This is a genomic window from Arthrobacter sp. 001422645 (genome assembly GCF_059816125.1).
Genome location: NZ_JCBANT010000001.1, coordinates 408,368 through 426,441 on the forward strand (window position 1 = coordinate 408,368; position 18,074 = coordinate 426,441).

The following is an 18,074-nucleotide window of genomic DNA, read 5'->3' on the forward strand; positions in this document are numbered from 1 at the left end:
ACGGAAAGCCAGTTCTCAGTAGACTGGGACGGTGAGCATTCCAACGCCCTATGAAGACCTCCTGCGCGATGTCCTGGAACACGGCACGCACAAATCGGACCGTACCGGGACGGGCACCCTGAGTGTGTTCGGCCGCCAGATGCGTTTCGATCTGAGCAAGAGTTTCCCCCTGATCACCACCAAGCGCGTGCACTTCAAGTCCGTCGCTGTCGAGCTGCTCTGGTTCCTCCGCGGTGACACCAACGTGAAATGGATGCAGGACCAGGGCGTCACCATCTGGAACGAATGGGCCGACGCCGACGGCGAACTCGGCCCGGTCTACGGCGTCCAGTGGCGCTCCTGGCCGACCCCCGACGGCGGTCACATCGACCAGATCGCCGAACTCATCGGGAACCTCCGGACCAACCCGGATTCCCGCCGTCACATCGTCTCGGCCTGGAACGTCGCCGAGCTTAAGGACATGGCGCTCCCGCCGTGCCACGCCTTCTTCCAGTTCTACGTGGCCGACGGCAAGCTCTCCTGCCAGCTCTACCAGCGCTCCGCGGACACTTTCCTAGGCGTGCCGTTCAACATCGCCTCCTACGCCCTGCTGACCTGCATGATCGCCCAGCAGACCGGCCTGGAACCGGGCGAATTCGTCTGGACCGGCGGCGACGTCCACATCTACGACAACCACATGGACCAGGTCCTCAAACAGCTCACGCGCACCCCCTACGAGTACCCGCAGCTCAAGATCACCCGCAAGCCGGACTCCATCTTCGACTACACCCTCGATGACTTCGAGGTGGTCGGATACCAGCACCACCCGACGATTAAGGCCCCGATAGCCGTATGAGCAACGACAAACTGCCGGGCCATCAGCCCGCCCACTTTTCCGACGCGCTGGCGGCCCTCACCGGGCTCGGCGTTGTTTGGGCCCAGACCAGCACCGGTGTCATCGGCAAGGACGGCGGCATGCCGTGGCGCCTGCCCGAGGACATGCTGCACTTCACCCGGCTCACTACCGGCCACCCGGTGATCATGGGCCGCAAGACGTGGGAGTCCTTCCCCGACAAATACCGGCCGCTGCCCGGGCGGACGAACATTGTCATCACCCGCCAGGAAGACTGGGGCGGGACCCCCGCGGCGGAAGGCGCCATCGCGGTTAAGTCTTTGGACGACGCGCTCCTGGAGTCCCAGTTCGCCCCGGGCAACGACATGGTCTGGATCATCGGCGGCGGCAACATCTACGCGCAGTCCATGGACCTGGCCAATGTCGCCGTCATCACCACGATCGACACCACCACCGAAGGCGATACCTTCGCCCCGGAGTTGGGCTACGACTGGACCATGGGCGCGAGCCTGCCGGCCGACGGGTGGCAGAGCGCCGAGAACGGCACCCGCTACCGCATCAACGTGTGGCGCCGGACGGAGGGCTAAGGAAATGCTGAAGAAACCCGAAACCCTCTTTGTCCTTGGCTACATGCTGCTCCCGCTGCTGGCGCTGCTGTCCGCGATCGTGGGGCTGACCATGATCCTGGGCGGCAACAAGATCGTCGGGGCAATCGTGCTGGTGGTCATCACCCAGGCGTTCGCTTTCGGAGCATTCTTCGCGCTCCGGAAGCGCAAGCATGCGCTGCTCACGGAGCGCCGCGGCGAGTGAGCCCGGTTTAGTCGGAGTGATGGGGAGATCACCCCATCGCCGGGCGCCGCGGTTCCGGCTACATTGGTCCCGGTTAGATACTCACGCCGGGATACAACAGGTTCCGGACGAAGCCGGTTAGGCTGATGCACGTCAAAGGGGGATGCCAGGATGGCAGGAAATTTGTGGGGCGCCGACGTCGCCCAGTTGCGGACACTCGCGCAACAGTTCGGCAAAACGTCCGAGACACTGCTGCAGCAGTCCACCACGCTGACCTCTGCCATCAATGGCAATACGTCGTGGAAAGGGGCCGACGGCGCGCGCTTCAAGTCCGAATGGAACGGAAACCACCGGGCCCTGATCCAGAAGACCGCGCTGGCCCTCAAGGCAGAGTCCAAGCGGCTGATGACCCACGCCGAGCAGCAGGAGAAGGCCAGCAATGCGGCTACGGGCGCCGGCGGCGGATCCGGGGTTGGACCTGCCGGCACCACCGGTTCCCATGCACCTCTCCCGGGCCAGGGCAGCAATGACCCGTGGGGCCCGGACTGGTTTGCGGACCCGGACTCCCCGTTCCGCGACGGCTGGGACATCTATGGCCTAACCAAAGCTCTTCCGAATCTCCGAGCCGGCCTCTTCGACCTGGCTCACTTCATCAGCAAAGCAGACGGCGTTTCCGAGTTCTTCTCCAAGGACTTCAGGAATGTGGCTAAGGCATTCCAGGACACGAACATGCTGAGCCAGTATTTCAACACTTCTTCTGAGCTGTTCGATGGCAGGTGGGATACGGCCCTGAACCTTGCCGACGGCGGGAAGGCAGCAACTTTTTTTGAGGTCGGAGGAAAAGCCCTCGGCGGAGTCGGCGTTGGCCTTGACCTGCTGGACACGGTCAACCACATCAGTGATGGTGACCAGGGTGCCGCCGTTTACTCTGGAATCAAGGCGGGTCTGGGCGTGGCAAGCTTCGCCCCGCCACCGGTAGGAACCGCGGCCATGGTCGCTTCCGGTGCACTTGCGATTTACGACAATGTGCCGGTGGTCAAGGAGACTGTCAATGCCATCGGCGGCTCCATCGCCGACAGCGCCGAGGCGGCCTGGGACGGCGCCGGGGACGCTGCCGACAAAGTTGGCGACTTCTTCGGGTTCTGAGCTCATAACGAAAGGTATCGACGATGACTGAAACTGCAACGGAGGCCACCGCCATACCGGATGCCATCGGCTTCGGGTTTGCCGAGATAGCTACCCTCGCAAGCCTGAGGGGCGGTGAAGCGGCGGTGCTTAGCGCCGAGGCGCTGAGGGTGGGCAGCTATCTGGGCGATACAGACATGGTGAGCGCAGGCGCCTCCTCCCTGGTGGCTCGCGGGCTGGCTGAGGCCGAAAGCGATGGCCTTCTTTCCGTAGCAGGACCCACTGCTGCCGTGGCCGCAGTGCTCAGTTCCGCAAGCCGCCGCATGGAGATCTCCCTGCTCACGGCGGACGGAGGTGACAGCGTCATCTGCATGGAAAGCGAGGACGTCCATCTGCTGTTCCAGCCCCGCGCCTACTTCACATGGTGGGCCATGGCGCAGAGGCCTGACGTCACCGCCGCTGAGGCCAATATGATGGTCATTAAGCAGCATCTGCACACTCATCCGCAGGGCGGAGCTACACTTCGCCGCCGGGAGGAGCCCACGGGGCAGACCCTCTACGTGAAAAAGGGCGGTGACGGGTCATGGACGATCGGCACGTCGAGCACGGGGCAGCAGGACATCGCTGAAACCACAGGCCTGGACGATACTGCCCTCCTTGACCAGATCCGCACCATCCGTCAGGACGAACTGTGAGCTTCGATCGCGAGCGTGAACGCCGCAACGATGACGTGTATGCCGAACACAAGGAGGCGCTCGCGCGGGGAGAGCAGCGCGTGCTGCGCAAGACCGACACCGGCGAACTGCACAGCTATCCCGCCGACGAAATCGGGTTTTCTCCCGGCCGTGGACAAGTGCAGGTCCGGTCCTGGTGGGGTATGGGAATCCTCACTGCCGTGATGGGACTCTTGATTATTCTGTCCCTGGTGATGCTGCTGGGCCCCGTGGGCCGCAACGAGCAGCCATTCTGGGGCGCACTATTCCTGACGGCGCTCGGAGGTTTTGGAGCCTGGTACACCTTCGGCATGGCCAGAGGCGAGTACCGGGCCAAGAAGCTACGGAAAGAGCGGCGGGTACCCGAGCCTGGCGCCGGGCACGTCTCCCAGTAATTCGCAAAGCCGGGCTCCGTGAGGCCGCCGCACAGGGCCGATAACGTCCCGAGGCCCGTCGAAGAGCGCGTTGGGCGCGGGCGCCTCGAAGATCCGGACGGGCGCCAACTGCTGGTCAAGCGGGCCGGCGGTTCTTGGAGCGTCGGCTACAGCGGCCCAGGCACCGGCACCATCGAGGAGATCGCCGGACTCGCTGACAACGAGGTCCTCGAACGCATCCGCTCAACCCGGAAAGACTGAAGACAATGGACAACGACGCAGCCCGCCGTCGCGAGGACGAACAGACCAGGGCTTGGCACGAACAAGCCGTAGCCGCCGGCGAAAAGCGCCTCCTGACCCGGACCATGGACGGCGGCAGGCTGCACAGCTACGCCGCGGATGAAATCGGGTTCGCCCGGGCCGGCTCCGGCCCCATCGTCACCACCGCCCCGGGCATGCTGGTCCTCGGCGCCGTTTTCGCTGCGGTGACGGCATTTTCTATCTTCCTGATCGCTGCTCCCACCGCCAACGGCCAGGACCCGCGGTGGGGAGCACTCGTGCTGACGATCGGCGGCATGGCCGGCCTGGTCTACGCCGTGCGGCTGGCGCTGTCCGAATTCCGGGCACGAAAAATCCGCCGGGAGCGGGGCCTCCCGGATCCCAGCCCGCGCCAGCTGAACTGAGAGTGACGTAACCGGCTGCGCCCCGGAGCCGCCAAAGTCTAAACTGGGCCAATGACTACAGCAGCTACTCCGTCCGTTGGACTTGTCGGTTGGCGTGGCATGGTCGGTTCCGTCCTGATGCAGCGCATGCAGGATGAGGGCGACTTCGCCAACATCAACCCGGTCTTTTTCTCCACCTCCAACGCCGGAGGTGCCGCCCCCTCCTTCGCTGGTCCTGCCGGGGGCGATGCCGGCAAGCTCGAGGACGCGTTCGACGTCGAGACCCTCGCCAAGCTGCCGATTATCGTGACCGCCCAAGGCGGGGACTACACCAAACAGGTCCACGGCGAGCTGCGCAGCCGCGGCTGGGACGGTCTCTGGATCGATGCCGCTTCCACGCTGCGGATGAACGACGATTCGATCATCGTGCTGGACCCGATCAACCGCGACGTCATCGACAAGGGCCTGGCCAACGGCACCAAGGATTTCATCGGCGGCAACTGCACCGTCTCCTGCATGCTGATGGGCCTCGGCGGGCTGTTCAAGAACGGCCTCGTCGAGTGGGGCACCTCCATGACCTATCAGGCCGCCTCCGGCGGCGGCGCCCGGCACATGCGCGAACTGCTGAACCAGTTCGGCACGCTCAACGCCCAGGTCAGCTCGGAACTGGATGATCCGGCGTCGGCCATCCTGGACATTGACCGCAAGGTCCTGGCCCACCAGCGCACCGACATCGACGCCTCGCAGTTCGGCGTCCCGCTGGCCGGATCGCTCATCCCGTGGATCGATGCGGACCTCGGCAACGGCCAGTCCAAGGAGGAGTGGAAGGCCGGGGTGGAGACCAACAAGATCCTCGGCACGTCCGGCGACGAGCACATCATCATGGACGGCCTGTGCATCCGGATCGGCGCGATGCGCTCGCACTCCCAGGCACTCACGCTCAAGCTCCGCGAAGACCTCTCCGTTGCTGAGATCGAGAAGCTCCTGGACGCGGACAACGAGTGGGCCAAGGTGGTGCCCAACACCAAGGACGCGTCCATGGCGGACCTCACCCCCGTATCGGCCTCCGGCACCCTCGACATTCCGGTGGGCCGCATCCGCAAGCTGGAGATGGGGCCGCAGTACATCAGCGCCTTCACCGTGGGCGACCAGCTTCTGTGGGGTGCCGCCGAACCGCTGCGCCGTATGCTCAACATCGCGACCGGAAACCTCTAGGGACGTCTCCGCCCCCGTTCAGGTGCCGACGAATCTCCGGTACTTCGCGGCCTGCAGCTCAAAGGATCTTTGGGCGGCAGGCCGCAGTCCGTTGATCTCGTCGAAGGGCTCCGGCACCACCACCACCGCGGCCTTCCCGTTGCGCGACACCTCCCAGGTGCCAACGACCTGGCCGCCGGCGACGATCGTCTTCCGGAAAACGCCGTTGCCGCCCGGCACGATCTTGTCGGCATGCTCCGGCGGCAGCACGAGCGACCGGTCCGTGTAGCCGAGCAGGAACTCGTCGAATCCGGGCAGCGCAAGCACCAGGCGCCCCGCGGGGACCCCTTCATCGAGGAGGGCCGCCGTTTCCGGGGAGAGCCAGTAGGTTGTCCCCTCGAACGTCAACTCCACCAGCTGGTTCTTCACCCGGGCCAGAGCCGCGCGGACCTCTTTCAGGGGGATGCCGGACCACCAGGAGAAGTCACGTTCCGTGGCGGGCCCGTGGCTGCGGAGATAGCGCAGCAGCCACTCTGCGATGCCCTCCGCGCGGTCCAGGGAGCGCGACCCGGTGATCCAGTCGTCGAAGGCCACCACTAATTGCTGGTTGCCGACGAGCGGCCCCTGCACCAGCCAACCGCGCTGGCACAGGACCCCCAGCAGGTGTATGCCGCGCTGGCCGGCCGTGCTCTGGCCGGCCCGCTCGAAGGCCTGGAACAGCTCCGCCCGGCTGGCGGCCGCCCCGCCGGAGACCAGCTGCAACGCGGTGTCCGCTGCGACGCCGACGTCCGCGGCACCAATCTCGAGCTCCCGGTGGCGCCCGGCCATACCCCGGATCAGCCGGTCGGAGGTGATGGCCAGCATCCACTTCAGGTCCTCGGGTGCCAGCAGGTGCAGCGTGCCGCGCATCGGCCAGGACCGCACAATCTCCCCGCGGTCCAGGGCGCTGCGGATATCCGTGACGCGGGACCCCGGCACCCGCTGACCGACGGCCCAGAGGGCCGCCTGCAGGTCCTGGGCCTGCATGGCCGTCATCCAGCGCACCGCTGCCGCGACACTGCGGAACCCGGACCCGGCCAGTCCCTGCGAGGCCAGCCGCAGCCGCCCCAGGATCCCCCGGCTGAGCCGGACACGCGCCGTTGCTGTCATGCACACCATGCTAGGACTCCTGGCGGCTGGTTCCCAGCAGCCTTCCAGCCGGACTGCCTACCCTTGATGGATGACCATGAGTGAGATGTGGCCGCTGCTGCGGCCCCTGAGCCGGAGCCTAGCCCTGCTGGGCTGGGCTTCCAGCGCAGCCGGCATGACTGCCGGTCTCGCCATTGCCATTGCCAGCGGAACACGCCTCTCCCCCATGATGAGCACCCTGCAGCTGGTGGCCATGGCGTCCACAGCGGTGGCGGTGGCCAGCTTCGTCACGGCAGCTTCCGTACAGCCGCGCCAGCGTGCGCTGGACGACGTTGCACCGGAGGACCTGGAATCCGGCGGCATGCCGGACACGGTGCAAAGCCTCCTGCTCGGCTCCGTGGCCCTGCTCGCCGGGGCGGGGGTCTTCGCCGTCGCGGGGCTTATGCTCCGCAGCGGGCCCAGCACGCAGTCCGTCGCCTTTTGCCAGGTGTTCTTCCTTGGCGCCGCCGCCTCCGGCTTGACGTTCCTGCTCTTCAGCAAAGTCGCCCCGCGCCGCAGCAGGAACTGACGAGGGCCGCAGCAGGAACTGACGAGGGCCGCGCCCTAGAGCTCCACGCCGATGAGCAGCGGTTCCGGATGAAGTTCGATCCCAAAGCGTTCGACGACGCCGCGGCGCACCTCGCGCGCGATCGCCAGCAGGTCCGCCGCAGTGGCCGATCCCCGGTTGGTGATGGCGAGCGTGTGTTTGGTGGACAGGGACGCCCGGCCGCCGGAGACGCTGTTCGGTTCCAGCCCGAACCCCTTGGCGTAGCCGGCCTGGTCAATCAGCCAGGCCGCCGAGAGCTTGGTCAGCCCGTCGGCGCCGCCCGGGTACCGCGGCGCACCGTCGGGCAGCGTAGCGGCGACCTCTGCCGGCACGACGGGGTTCGTGAAGAAGGAGCCGGTGGAGTAGGTGTCCCGGTCCGCCGCGTCCCACACCATTCCTTTGGACCCCCGGAGCCGGAGCACTTCGCGCCGGACGTCGGTGGAATAGGCGCGCTGGCCGGCTTCGACGCCCAGGGCACGGGCGAGTTCGGCGTAGCGGACGGGGGCACTCATGCGGCCCAGCGGCAACTGGAACTCGACCGTGAGGACGACGTAGCGCGGGGAGCCGTTGACGGTGGTCTGCTTGAGGACTGAATCGCGGTAGCCGAACTTCAGCTCCGAGTTCGTGAAGGTCTGCACGGCGTTGCGGTGCCGGTCCCAGGTCCGCACGGCGGCGATCGTCTGGGAGACGTCCGCGCCGTACGCTCCAACGTTTTGGACCGGGGTGGCTCCCGTGGCGCCGGGGATGCCGGAGAGCGCCTCGATGCCGGACCAGGCGTGCCGGACGGCGTGCGCCACCAGGGCATCCCAGTTGTGGCCGGCCTGGACCACAACGGCGACCCCGCCGCAGGAATCCTCCGCGCTGACGGTGAATCCCTCCGAGGCGATCTTCAGGACGGTGCCGGGGAACCCGTCGTCGGACACCAGCAGGTTGGAGCCGCCGCCGATGATCAGCAGCGGCTCGGCGGCGGCGTCCGCCGATCGGACGGCATCAATGATTTCGGCCTCGGTGCGGGCCTCGATGAAACGTCCGGCGGGGCCGCCGACGGCGGCCGTGGTCAGGGCGGAAAGCAGAGTCTGGGTCACCTGACCAGCCTAGCGGGGTTCCGGCGGCCTCCCCTAAGCCGGGCGCTTCCGCTAGCTGGCCTTCCGGGCCACCGGGGAGAGCAGGAAGCTGACCACCAGCATCACCATCACGGCCAGCAAGGAGTGCAGGATGCCCACGTGCTCCGCCAGCAGGCCGAGCAGGGGCGGGCCGCAGAGGAAAGCGCCGTACCCGATCGTGGACACCACAGAAACCCGGGCGGCCGCCTTCAGGGGGTCATCGGCAGCGGCGGACATGCCCACCGGGAAGCCGAGGGAGGCGCCGAGTCCCCAGACCGCGAGGGCGACGTAGGCAACCCAGGGCTCCGGCGCGAAGACGAACAGGCCCAGCCCCAGTACGGCCAGGGCCGCGCACCAGCGCATCACCGGGACCCGGCCGAAGCGGTCAAGGACTACGGTCCCCGCGAAACGGCCGATCGTCATGAACGTGACGAAGAGCCCGTACCCGGCGGCTCCTGCAGCGTCCGACTGGCCGTGGCCGTCGGCGAGCGCGAGTGCCACCCAGTCCCCCGCTGCGCCCTCGGCGAGGGCGAGTCCCAGCACGAGGACGCCCAGCAGGAGGGTCCGGCGGTCCCGCCAGGCCTGGGCGATCTGGCGTTTGTTGTCCAGCGGTTCATCGGGCTGGTCCGTCGCCGGCCGGATGACCGGGATCGGCCCGGTGGAGGGATCCTCGAACGTATCGAGTTCGCCCGGCTTGAAGGTCTGCCTGCCGTCCACCGGAGTGATGTCGGCGCGGAACCACGACGCGGCCGTGGCCACGGAACCCGCGACCAGCAGCCCCACGGCCCCGAGATGCCAGAAGACGGGAACGCCGGCACCGGCGGCCCAGGCGCCCGCCGCGGCGCCGGCCACGGTACCGAGGCTGAAGGAACCATGCAGCCGCGGCATGATGTGCCGGCCGACGGCGCGCTCCACGGCGGCACCCTCGACGTTGGAGGCAGTGTTCCAACTGGCGGTGCCAAGTCCGATCACGGCCAGCCCGGCGGCGACGGCGAGCGGGTTGACCAGGACGGAGGTTCCAAGTCCGGCGAGGATCAGTCCGGCGCCCACCATGATGCTGCCGATCCGGATGGTCTGATTCGAGCCGAACCGCAGCACGATCAGCCCCGATGCGGAGACCGAAATGAAGGAACCCAGGGTCATGCACAGCAGCAGCAGCCCGACGCTTCCGGGGGTGAGGTCCAGCCCGTCGCGGATGGCCGGCAACCGGGACACCCAGCTGGCGAACGCGATGCCGCTGACTGCGTAGGCGACCACGACGGCGTTACGCCAGTGCGTGACCTCCGCGGACTGGCCGGTGCGCACGCTCACAGCATCGCCATACGGTCAGGCCAGCCTGACGACAGCCTGGGCCTTCATCAGCACCTTCTGCCCCGCCGAGAGGACCGTCAGGTCGACGCGGGCGGTACCTGCGTCGGCGTCGAGCGCCCCGATGGCGCCGGAGACCTCGATGACGGCGCCGGCGTCGGGCGTCCCGGTGGTGTCCGCCACCGGAACGGGCTTGGTGAAGCGGGTCTGGAAATCGATGACGGCGGCGGGATCTCCGGCCCAGTCGGTGACGAGCTGGACGGCCGAACCCATGGTGAACATGCCGTGGGCGATCACGCCGGGCAGCCCCACGCTGGTGGCGAAGGCCTCGTTCCAGTGGATGGGGTTGAAGTCGCCGGAGGCGCCGGCGTACTTGACGAGGTCCGTGCGGGTGACGTCGATGCTGCGGCTGCCGATGTTCTGGCCGATAGTGAGTTCTGCAAGTGTGGGTGTCATGGCTACTGTCCCTCTCCGCGGACCAGGATGGACGAGGTGGCGGTGGCGACGGCTTCACGCGAATCGTCGCCTGCGGCGACGGCGTCTGCACCTGCGGTAAGTGCGAAGATCTCCGAGCGGGTGGTGATCATGGCACCGCCGCCCATCGCGCGGACGCCGTCGACATGGAGTTCCGCGACCAAGCGGTCCCCGGCCAGGATCGGGCGGTGGTGGACGAAGCGCTGGTCCGCGTGGACCACCCGGGAGAAGTCGATGCCGGCGTCCGGGTCCTCGATCAGCTGGGCGTCGGCCCGCTGGGCGACAATAATCGCGAAGGTCGGCGGTGCCACGAGGTCGCGGTGCCCCAGCGCGGCGGCGGCCGCCACGTCGAAGTGGGCGGGGTGCGTGGCCTTCACCGCGCGGGCGAACTCGCGGATTTTCTCGCGGCCGACGTCGTACACCTCTGCGGCAGGGTAGCTGCGGCCCTGCAGATCCGGATTGATAGTCATGGGAACCAGCCTATCGCCACGCCGCCGGGCCTCCCGCGCCGATGACCGGGGATGAACAGGATGACGAGATACGGTATGATGAAAACATCATTTCATCAATTCATGGCCGGCCCCGGGTAGCGGCGATGAGAAAGCACAGGCCGCGATGATTTCACCAGCGCAGACCCCCTTGTACGAAATCAAAGCCAACCTGTTCAAGGCCCTTGCCCACCCGGCACGGATCCGGGTCCTTGAGCTGCTGTCTGCCGCGCCGGACCATTCGGCGCCCGTCAGCTATCTGCTTTCCGAGACCGGCCTGGAAGCGTCGCATCTTTCCCAGCACCTCGCCACGCTGCGCAGGCACGGGGTGGTGACCTCGTCCCGGTCAGCCAACGCCGTGACCTACCGGCTGGCGCATCCGAAGATCGCCGAGCTGCTGGCCATCGCCCGGACCTTCCTCCTCGACAGCCTGGCCGATTCCAACGAACAGCTAAAACTCGCGCAGGGACTGCCCAGCGAGCATCTCAAGGGCGCCGATTCGTGAGTGCCGTCCCCGGGCATCTCCGCCGGTTCCTGCCTTCCCGCCGCGACTACGACGGGCTGCGCTCCTCCTGGAAAACGGATCTGCTGGCGGGCATCACCGTCGGGATTGTGGCCCTGCCGCTGGCGCTGGCCTTCGGAGTGAGCTCCGGTGTGGGCGCAGAGGCCGGGCTCATCACCGCCGTGGTGGCCGGCCTGGTGGCAGCGGTCATGGGCGGCTCCCACGTGCAGGTGTCCGGGCCTACCGGCGCCATGGTGGTAGTGCTGGCCCCGGTGGTCGCGCTCCACGGCCCCGGCAGCATCGCCCTGGTCTCCCTGCTGGCCGGCCTGCTGGTCGTCATGCTGGGCATCAGCGGACTGGGCCGGGCGGTGGCCTTCATTCCGTGGCCCGTCGTGGAGGGCTTCACGCTCGGTATCGCCGCGATCATCTTCCTCCAGCAGGTCCCGATGGCGACCGGCACCGCGGGGATCCCGGGGCACAACACCCTGCTGGCCGCCGTCGAGAGCGCCTCCCAGGCGACCTTGCCCACCGTGCTGCAGACCCTCGGCGTCGTCGCGGGGGTGGCGGCGGTGATGCTGCTGCTTCCGAGGCTGAACAAAGCCCTGCCCGCGAGCCTGATCGCCGTGCTCCTGGCCACGGCGACCGCCGAGCTGCTCCAGCTGGACATTCCCCGGATCGGAGCCTTGCCGCAGTCCCTGTCCGCGCCGTCGATGCCCGCCCTGGATCCGGCGACCATGGGCGGGCTGCTGATGCCCGCGGTGTCCATCGCGATGCTCGCGGCCATCGAGTCCCTGCTGTCCGCACGGGTGGCCGCCGGCCTGGTGGGTCCTGACGGGAGGCCCTCCGGGGCTTACAGCCCGGACCGGGAACTCACGGGGCAGGGACTCGCCTCGATCGCGGCGGGGTTCTTCGGCGGCATGCCCGCCACGGGCGCCATCGCCCGGACCGCGGTCAACGTCCGGTCCGGGGCCAGGACCCGGCTCTCCGCCATTGTGCACGCCCTGGTTCTGCTGGCCATCATCTACTTTGCGGCCGGGCTGGTCGGGAAGATCCCGCTGGCGGTCCTCGCCGGGATCCTGATGGTCACAGCCAGCCGGATGGTTTCCAGGCACACGGTGACAGCCATCATGCGTTCCACCCGCGCCGACGCCTTTGTGTTCGTCTTGACAGCCCTCATCACCGTGGCATTCGACCTGATCGTGGCCATCGAGATCGGCCTGGTCGCCGCGGCCCTCTTCACGCTGCGGAAGTTCGCCTCGCTCAGCGGGGTGAAACGCGAGGAAATCCCGGGACCACCTGAACCGGGCGACGAACACATCGCGATCTTCCGGCTGGACGGGGCCATGTTCTTCGGCGCCGCGGAGCGCGTCCTGCAGGAAATCAGCCAGGTCAAGGACATCCAGGTGGCCATCATCCGGCTGTCACAGGTGCGGATGCTCGACGCCACCGGGGCCCACACACTGGTGGAGGTCATTTCAGCGCTGGAGCTGCGCGGCGTGACGGTTCTCCTCAAGGGCGTCCAGCCACAACACCTCGATCTTGTGACCAACGTCGGGGTGATCCGGTCGCTGCGGCACCACAAGCACCTGTTTACGTCGCTGCCCGCGGCCGTGGAACATGCCCGCAGCCATGTCCGCCGGAATGCCGCCGCTAACGTTTGAGGTTTTTGCGGATCGTCTGGCCGCGGACCACAATCCCGGCGATGTGCAGGATGAGGCCGGCTCCGATCACAGCGAGGGAGGCAACGGCGAGGTCCTGGTTGCCCGTGCTGTTACCCACCAGGTTGAGGACGATCCCGATCCCGAGCATCCCCATGGCGCTGAAAACCAGCACCTTATAGGTGGTTGATGCGGTTTCCCAGAATTCTTTCAGCACCGTGCCAGTCTACTGGGGACCGCCGGCAACTCCGCGAGCCGTGAAATTCCTGGCGACACTCAAAATGCCTGGCGACGCGGGAGTACGGGAGCGTCCGGTATTTGGCGCATCGCGGGGCACTTCCAGCGTCAGAACAGCGACTCCTGGACCGCCGGAACGTCCGTCCCATGGTCGCCGAAGACAATGGTCCGGGCCTTTAACTGGCCGAGGTTGACGACGAACTCAAGGTCGGCCCCGTCGAGCCGGGCCAGTGCGATGCTGCCGCTCAGCGAGTCGATCCGGAAGCCGTGGGTTCCCGTGCTGAGCTCATGCGGGTAGGCGTGCCGGACGGCCGGCGCGCAGGCCGCGTCCGACAGTCCCGGCCGGATCCATGGCTCGTCGACGACCTCGAATCCGCCTCCCCCGACGCCGGCCAACAGCTCACGGACGCCGCCGGCCAGCCTGCTGTTCAGGGTGTCCAGCCCGACGGCGGGGACCGGGCCGGTCAGGGCCGCGGCCTTGGCAGCCGACCGGATCTGCTGCGGCAGGCCGGCGTCGCGGGTCACCATGTCCTCCAGGAGCCTGACCACCCGGCCGTCGTCGGCGCGGGCGACGTAGCGGGCGACGACAGCGCCCTGCTCGGCGAGCCGTTTCCATTTCCGCAGGTCCGCCGCGGTGCCCACTTTGCTGGCGCCGCCGGCGAACGTGGCGATGTACAGCCAGTGCGGCTGCATCAGGTAGGCCCGCAGTCCGGGCGGCACGCGTCCGCCGCGGTGGAAGTCGTGGATGAGCCGGCAATCGTCCACCACGAAGCACCGTTCGCACTGGCTTCCTTTCACCGCGTGCGCCCGGGCCGCGCAGAGGACGTGGTCCCGGTCCGCGGGTCCATGCACCTTGTGGTGGCCCAGGCAGCGCTTCCCCGGCGTGGGGACGCGGAAACCCAGCCGGGTGCCGGCTTCCAGCGCCAGGCCGGTGACTCCGCCGTCGGGGTCCTGGAGGCGCATCACCGGGTGCACCCCGCCGGAGGGGCCGGCTTCCGCCGGTTTGGAGCCGGGTCCGGAAAGTTCGGCATCCCAAAAGACCCCGTGGACCAGATAGCGGGTATCGGTCACGGGGTCTCCTTGGTTCGGGGCGGGCTACAGGGCCGGCTGCACCCCAAAGGCTACCGCGAGCTTCATGATCTTCTCGGCGCGGCCCAGGCGCGGCAGGTCCGAACCGTCGCGGATCACGCGGCCGTTGGCCTCGAAGTCGGCCATGAAGTCAGTGGCCCAGGCGACGTCGGACGGCGTCGGGCTGATGACCTCGTTGATGACGTGGGTCTGGTCGATCGCGAGGCACAGCTTGCCGGTCATGCCCATCATGACCGTGATGCCGGTCTGCTCGCGCAGGATCGGGTGGTTGGTGCCCACCGTGGGCCCGTCGATGGGGCCGGGCAGGTTGCCCACGCGGCTGGCCACGACCAGCTTGGCGCGCGGGTACGCCATGGCTTCCGGGGTGGCTGCCATGCCGGTGTCGCGGCGGAAGTCGCCGGAGCCGAAGGCGAGCCGGAACGCGCCCTGGGCCTTGGCGATGTTGTTGGCTTCCTCGATGCCGACGGCGGACTCGACGAGGGGGATGACGGGCGTTTTGCCGTCCATCCGGTGGAAGCTCTCGGTGACCTGGTCCGCGGACTCGGTCTTGGCGAGCATCACGCCGAGCAGGCCGGGGGTGCCGCGCAGCCCGGCGAGGTCGTCGGCCCAGAAGGGGCTCGTGGCGTCGTTGATCCGGACCCAGGCGTTGCCGCCGGCGGTCAGCCAGTCCACGACGTTGGCGCGGGCTGCGTCCTTCTGCGAGGGGTCCACCGCGTCTTCGATATCCAGGATGATGGCGTCCGCCCGGGAGACGGAGGACTGATCGAAGAGTTCGGTTTTCATTGCGTTCACCAGCAGCCAGGAGCGGGCGATTTCAGCTGGAATGTTGCGTTGAGGCCGGACGGTCCCGGCGGTGGTGGTGGAGGTCATGTATCTACGCTATCCGTTCCGGGGTGTCTCCCGCGAAGTATTCCGGCCCCCGACGGTGTCCAATACGACCAATATCACAGCCCCGCCCGGGTAACCGGCAGCAGAAGCCCTTTTGAGCGCTCAAAAAGGCCCCTGCTGCCAGCTGCCCGGAAGGCGGAAGCCTTAAGGGATGTTGCTGCCCCGCGCCGTCACCCAGAGCCGGTACCACTCGGGCCGGGTCATGGCCGCGGCCACAGCGGCCGCGTCCGCGCAGGCCAGGATGCGGTCCGGATTGGCGGTGCCGATCACGGGGGCGATACCGGCCGGGTGCTTCATCAACCAGCCCAGCAGGATCGCTTCCCCGGTGGTTTGCTTCTCCGCGGCCAGCTGCGCCACGAGCGCGGTTGTCGCTTCTTCCGCCGCCGACGGAGTTGCGGCAGGCGCCCCGGTGTAGAGGCCCCGGGCCAGTGCGCCGTAAGCCTGCAGGGTGATCCCGTGCCGGACACCGTGCTCCACCGTGCCGTGCGGGAAGCTGTAGTCCGTCCCCTCGGCATGGTTGACCAGCACCGTGCTCTCCAGCCAGGCGCGCTTGAGCAGGCTCATCTCCAGCTGGTTGGCGACCACCGGAGTCTCGAGGCGGTCCTGCAGGACCTCGATCTGCGCCCCCGACATGTTGGACACGCCCAGCGCCCGGACCTTGCCTTCCGCCATCAGCTGCCCGACGGCGGAACCCACCTCCGCGGGGTCCATCAACGGGTCGGGGCGGTGGAGCATGAGCACGTCCACGTAGTCCGTGCGGAGCCGGGCGAGGCTTTCGTTGACGCGGGCCAGGATGGAGTCCCGGCTCAGGTCGTAGTAGCCCTCCAGCCCGTGTTCGTTGAGCCGGATGCCGCACTTGGTCTGCAGCCGGATACGTTCCCGCAGACCTGGAGTGTTGGCCAGCACATCGCCGAACACCGCCTCGGACTTGCCGCCGCGGTAGATATCGGCATGGTCGAAGAGGGTGATGCCCGCTTCGAGGGCAGCGTCGACGGCGGCCGCCGCCTCGTCCACCTGCGCGGACGAGTACGGCTCCAACGACCAGCTGCCGCCAAGGCCCATGCAGCCATAAATCAGCTCCTGGCCAGGGTTCGGTTGCTGGACAGGGTTCGATTGCAGGCCGGGGTCCGGTTGCTCGGCCGGCCTCTCCTGCGCCCCGGGGGTCACCGCAGCCAGACGGTGGTGTTGCCCGGCAGGAGGTTCCCGTCGAGCGGTCCGCTGCTGAGCAGCACAGTTCCGGCGGGAAGTTCAACGGGCATGTCGCCGAAGTTGGTCACTGTCTGCCAGCCACCGGGGCGGCTGAAGTGCAGGACGTCGGGGTTGGCCGCGGTGTGCCATTCGAGCTCCTCCGAGGTCTGGAGTTCCCGGCGCAGCTTCAGCGCCTGGCGGTAGAACTCCAGCGTGGAACCGTCCACGCCGTCCTCGGCCGTGACGGCGTAGCGGCCGAACCACTCCGGCTGCGGCAGGTGCGCCCCGCCGTCGCCGAAGCCGAAGGAGCTGCCCTCGGCGGCCCAAGGCAGCGGGACGCGGCAGCCGTCCCGGCCGATCTCCACGCCCTTGTTGCGGAAGAACGTCGGGTCCTGCCGCTCGGAGTCGGGGATGTCCGCGACCTCCTGCAGGCCGAGTTCCTCCCCCTGGTACAGGTACGCGGAGCCCGGCAGCGCGAGCATCAGCTGGGTGGCCGCACGGGCGCGGCGCAGGCCGAGGTCGACGTCGAGCTCCTCGGCGGGGGCACCGGCCAGCAGCCAGCCCTTGCCGTCCTGGCCCTTGGCGTGTTTGCCGCCGCCCTTGGGCAGGCCGTAGCGCGTGGCGTGCCGGACGACGTCGTGGTTGGAGAACACCCAGGTGGAGGAGGCGCCGGACTCGGTGGCTTCGGCGAGGTTCCGGGTGATGATCTCGCGGAACTCGTCGGCGTCGAAGTCGGCCTGCAGGAGGTCGAAGTTGAACGCCTGGCCCAGGCCCTCGGGGCTCGCGTAGCGGCCGCGGCGGCTGGCGTGGACCCAGGCCTCGGCGACGGCGGTGCGCGGCGGGTTGTACTCGTTGAAGACCTCGCGCCATTCGACGTAGATCTCGTGGACCTCGTCGCGGTCCCAGAACGGGTGCGAGCCATCGTCGAAACCGTCAGTGCCGCTGTTGGCCTCGCTCAGCTCGACCTTGGACAGCAGCGGCTCGGTGAGGTCCTTGGTGAGGGCATGGGCGACGTCGACGCGGAAGCCGTCCACGCCGCGGTCGGACCAGAAGCGCAGGGTCTTGAGGAAGTCGTCCCGGATTTCACGGTTGGACCAGTTCAGGTCCGGCTGTTCCTTGGCGAAAATGTGCATGTACCACTGGCCGGGGGTGCCGTCCGGTTCGGTGATGCGTTCCCAGGCGGGTCCGCCGAAGACGGATTCCCAGTCCGACGGCGGGATCTCGCCGTTCTCGCCCTTGCCGTCCCGGAAGATGTAGCGCTCACGCGCGTCGGAGCCGCGGGGGGACGCGAGGGCTTCCTGGAACCAGATGTGCCGGTTGGAGGAATGGTTGGGGACGATGTCGGCGATCAGCTTGATGCCGGCAGCGTGCAGCGCGGCGGACATTTCGTCGAAGTCTTCCAACGTGCCGAGCTTGGGGTCCACGTCGCGGTAGTCGTCGACGTCGTAGCCGCCGTCCGCGAGCGCTGAGGGGTAGAACGGGCTGAGCCAGACGGCGTCGATCCCGAGTTCCTTCAGGTAGGGGACCTTGGCGGTGATGCCCTTGATGTCGCCGAGGCCGTCGCCGTTCGAATCGGAGAAGCTCCGCGGGTAGATCTGGTAGACGGATGCCTGGCGCCACCAGTTGGGGTCGGCTGCGAGATCGGAACCGGACAGGGTTGCCAGCGTGGCGGTGTTGGACAAGGGAAGATCCTTCGGGTTCGGAGCAGTGCTTCTGATAATTTAGATACAAGCTAA

General features: G+C 67.7%; 22 protein-coding genes. 12 read left to right on the forward strand and 10 right to left on the reverse strand.

Annotation, left to right across the window (positions count from 1 at the left end; genetic code table 11):
* The first annotated feature begins 31 nt into the window (after window positions 1-31).
* From AC6EUH_RS01880 to asd, 9 genes are all read left to right on the forward strand, one after another.
* Window positions 32-835 carry a thymidylate synthase gene (locus tag AC6EUH_RS01880; RefSeq protein ID WP_056425131.1) on the forward strand — a complete coding sequence of 268 codons (804 nt, stop codon included), beginning with the start codon at window positions 32-34 and terminating at the stop codon, window positions 833-835.
* Window positions 832-1,419 (forward strand): dihydrofolate reductase, encoded by a 588-nt coding sequence (locus AC6EUH_RS01885; RefSeq protein WP_499737635.1) that lies wholly within the window; start codon window positions 832-834, stop codon window positions 1,417-1,419. Before AC6EUH_RS01880 ends, AC6EUH_RS01885 begins: the two co-directional genes overlap by 4 nt.
* A gap of 4 nt (window positions 1,420-1,423) precedes the next feature.
* Window positions 1,424-1,642: an NF038396 family protein gene (locus AC6EUH_RS01890; protein WP_056425129.1), complete on the forward strand. Its 219-nt coding sequence runs from the start codon at window positions 1,424-1,426 to the stop codon at window positions 1,640-1,642.
* Between the two features lie 150 nt (window positions 1,643-1,792).
* The gene (locus tag AC6EUH_RS01895; RefSeq protein WP_499737636.1) at window positions 1,793-2,767 is read left to right on the forward strand and encodes a WXG100 family type VII secretion target; all 975 of its coding nucleotides are present in this window, start codon (window positions 1,793-1,795) and stop codon (window positions 2,765-2,767) included.
* 23 nt (window positions 2,768-2,790) lie between these two features.
* A complete protein-coding gene (locus tag AC6EUH_RS01900; RefSeq protein WP_056425125.1) occupies window positions 2,791-3,441 on the forward strand; it encodes a hypothetical protein in 651 nt (216 codons plus the stop codon).
* Window positions 3,438-3,854, forward strand: a complete 417-nt coding sequence (locus AC6EUH_RS01905) for a COX15/CtaA family protein (protein ID WP_056425123.1) — start codon at window positions 3,438-3,440, stop codon at window positions 3,852-3,854. The genes AC6EUH_RS01900 and AC6EUH_RS01905 overlap by 4 nt, the downstream gene beginning before the upstream one ends.
* A gap of 18 nt (window positions 3,855-3,872) precedes the next feature.
* Window positions 3,873-4,094, forward strand: a complete 222-nt coding sequence (locus AC6EUH_RS01910) for a hypothetical protein (RefSeq protein WP_499737637.1) — start codon at window positions 3,873-3,875, stop codon at window positions 4,092-4,094.
* Between the two features lie 5 nt (window positions 4,095-4,099).
* The gene (locus AC6EUH_RS01915; protein WP_056425120.1) at window positions 4,100-4,516 is read left to right on the forward strand and encodes a hypothetical protein; all 417 of its coding nucleotides are present in this window, start codon (window positions 4,100-4,102) and stop codon (window positions 4,514-4,516) included.
* A gap of 51 nt (window positions 4,517-4,567) precedes the next feature.
* Window positions 4,568-5,710, forward strand: a complete 1,143-nt coding sequence (gene asd, locus AC6EUH_RS01920) for an aspartate-semialdehyde dehydrogenase (protein WP_056425118.1) — start codon at window positions 4,568-4,570, stop codon at window positions 5,708-5,710.
* An 18-nt stretch (window positions 5,711-5,728) separates the two neighbouring features.
* On the opposite strand, the gene AC6EUH_RS01925 is transcribed toward asd, so the two are convergent.
* Complete coding sequence (locus AC6EUH_RS01925) at window positions 5,729-6,838, reverse strand: winged helix DNA-binding domain-containing protein (RefSeq protein WP_056426569.1); 1,110 nt, start codon at window positions 6,836-6,838, stop codon at window positions 5,729-5,731.
* Window positions 6,839-6,908: 70 nt separating this feature from the next.
* Here AC6EUH_RS01925 and AC6EUH_RS01930 point away from each other — a divergent pair, with 70 nt between their 5' ends.
* The gene (locus tag AC6EUH_RS01930) at window positions 6,909-7,385 is read left to right on the forward strand and encodes a hypothetical protein (protein ID WP_499737638.1); all 477 of its coding nucleotides are present in this window, start codon (window positions 6,909-6,911) and stop codon (window positions 7,383-7,385) included.
* A gap of 35 nt (window positions 7,386-7,420) precedes the next feature.
* Here AC6EUH_RS01930 and AC6EUH_RS01935 read toward each other — a convergent pair whose 3' ends face one another.
* From AC6EUH_RS01935 to AC6EUH_RS01950, 4 genes are read right to left on the reverse strand one after another with little or no spacing between them, the layout of a single operon-like run.
* Complete coding sequence (locus tag AC6EUH_RS01935; protein WP_499737639.1) at window positions 7,421-8,488, reverse strand: UDP-N-acetylmuramate dehydrogenase; 1,068 nt, start codon at window positions 8,486-8,488, stop codon at window positions 7,421-7,423.
* 51 nt (window positions 8,489-8,539) lie between these two features.
* Window positions 8,540-9,817 carry an MFS transporter gene (locus AC6EUH_RS01940; RefSeq protein WP_499737640.1) on the reverse strand — a complete coding sequence of 426 codons (1,278 nt, stop codon included), beginning with the start codon at window positions 9,815-9,817 and terminating at the stop codon, window positions 8,540-8,542.
* A gap of 15 nt (window positions 9,818-9,832) precedes the next feature.
* Window positions 9,833-10,270, reverse strand: coding sequence for a MaoC family dehydratase (locus AC6EUH_RS01945; RefSeq protein WP_499737641.1), 438 nt, complete (start codon window positions 10,268-10,270; stop codon window positions 9,833-9,835).
* A gap of 2 nt (window positions 10,271-10,272) precedes the next feature.
* Window positions 10,273-10,758, reverse strand: a complete 486-nt coding sequence (locus AC6EUH_RS01950) for an FAS1-like dehydratase domain-containing protein (RefSeq protein WP_056425109.1) — start codon at window positions 10,756-10,758, stop codon at window positions 10,273-10,275.
* A gap of 145 nt (window positions 10,759-10,903) precedes the next feature.
* Here AC6EUH_RS01950 and AC6EUH_RS01955 point away from each other — a divergent pair, with 145 nt between their 5' ends.
* Window positions 10,904-11,281, forward strand: a complete 378-nt coding sequence (locus AC6EUH_RS01955; RefSeq protein WP_056425106.1) for an ArsR/SmtB family transcription factor — start codon at window positions 10,904-10,906, stop codon at window positions 11,279-11,281.
* On the forward strand, window positions 11,278-12,939 hold the full coding sequence (locus AC6EUH_RS01960) for a SulP family inorganic anion transporter (RefSeq protein ID WP_499737642.1): 1,662 nt from the start codon (window positions 11,278-11,280) through the stop codon (window positions 12,937-12,939). Before AC6EUH_RS01955 ends, AC6EUH_RS01960 begins: the two co-directional genes overlap by 4 nt.
* On the opposite strand, the gene AC6EUH_RS01965 is transcribed toward AC6EUH_RS01960, so the two are convergent.
* From AC6EUH_RS01965 to AC6EUH_RS01985, 5 genes are all read right to left on the reverse strand, one after another.
* Window positions 12,929-13,153, reverse strand: a complete 225-nt coding sequence (locus AC6EUH_RS01965) for a DUF3188 domain-containing protein (RefSeq protein WP_056425101.1) — start codon at window positions 13,151-13,153, stop codon at window positions 12,929-12,931. The genes AC6EUH_RS01960 and AC6EUH_RS01965 overlap by 11 nt on opposite strands.
* A 128-nt stretch (window positions 13,154-13,281) precedes the next feature.
* Window positions 13,282-14,244, reverse strand: a complete 963-nt coding sequence (locus tag AC6EUH_RS01970; protein WP_499737643.1) for a DUF2797 domain-containing protein — start codon at window positions 14,242-14,244, stop codon at window positions 13,282-13,284.
* A 24-nt stretch (window positions 14,245-14,268) separates the two neighbouring features.
* A complete protein-coding gene (locus AC6EUH_RS01975) occupies window positions 14,269-15,132 on the reverse strand; it encodes an HpcH/HpaI aldolase/citrate lyase family protein (RefSeq protein WP_056425099.1) in 864 nt (287 codons plus the stop codon).
* A gap of 162 nt (window positions 15,133-15,294) precedes the next feature.
* Window positions 15,295-16,269: an aldo/keto reductase gene (locus AC6EUH_RS01980; RefSeq protein WP_499737794.1), complete on the reverse strand. Its 975-nt coding sequence runs from the start codon at window positions 16,267-16,269 to the stop codon at window positions 15,295-15,297.
* A 44-nt stretch (window positions 16,270-16,313) separates the two neighbouring features.
* On the reverse strand, window positions 16,314-18,020 hold the full coding sequence (locus AC6EUH_RS01985; protein WP_499737644.1) for a glycoside hydrolase family 13 protein: 1,707 nt from the start codon (window positions 18,018-18,020) through the stop codon (window positions 16,314-16,316).
* Between the last annotated feature and the right edge of the window lie 54 nt (window positions 18,021-18,074).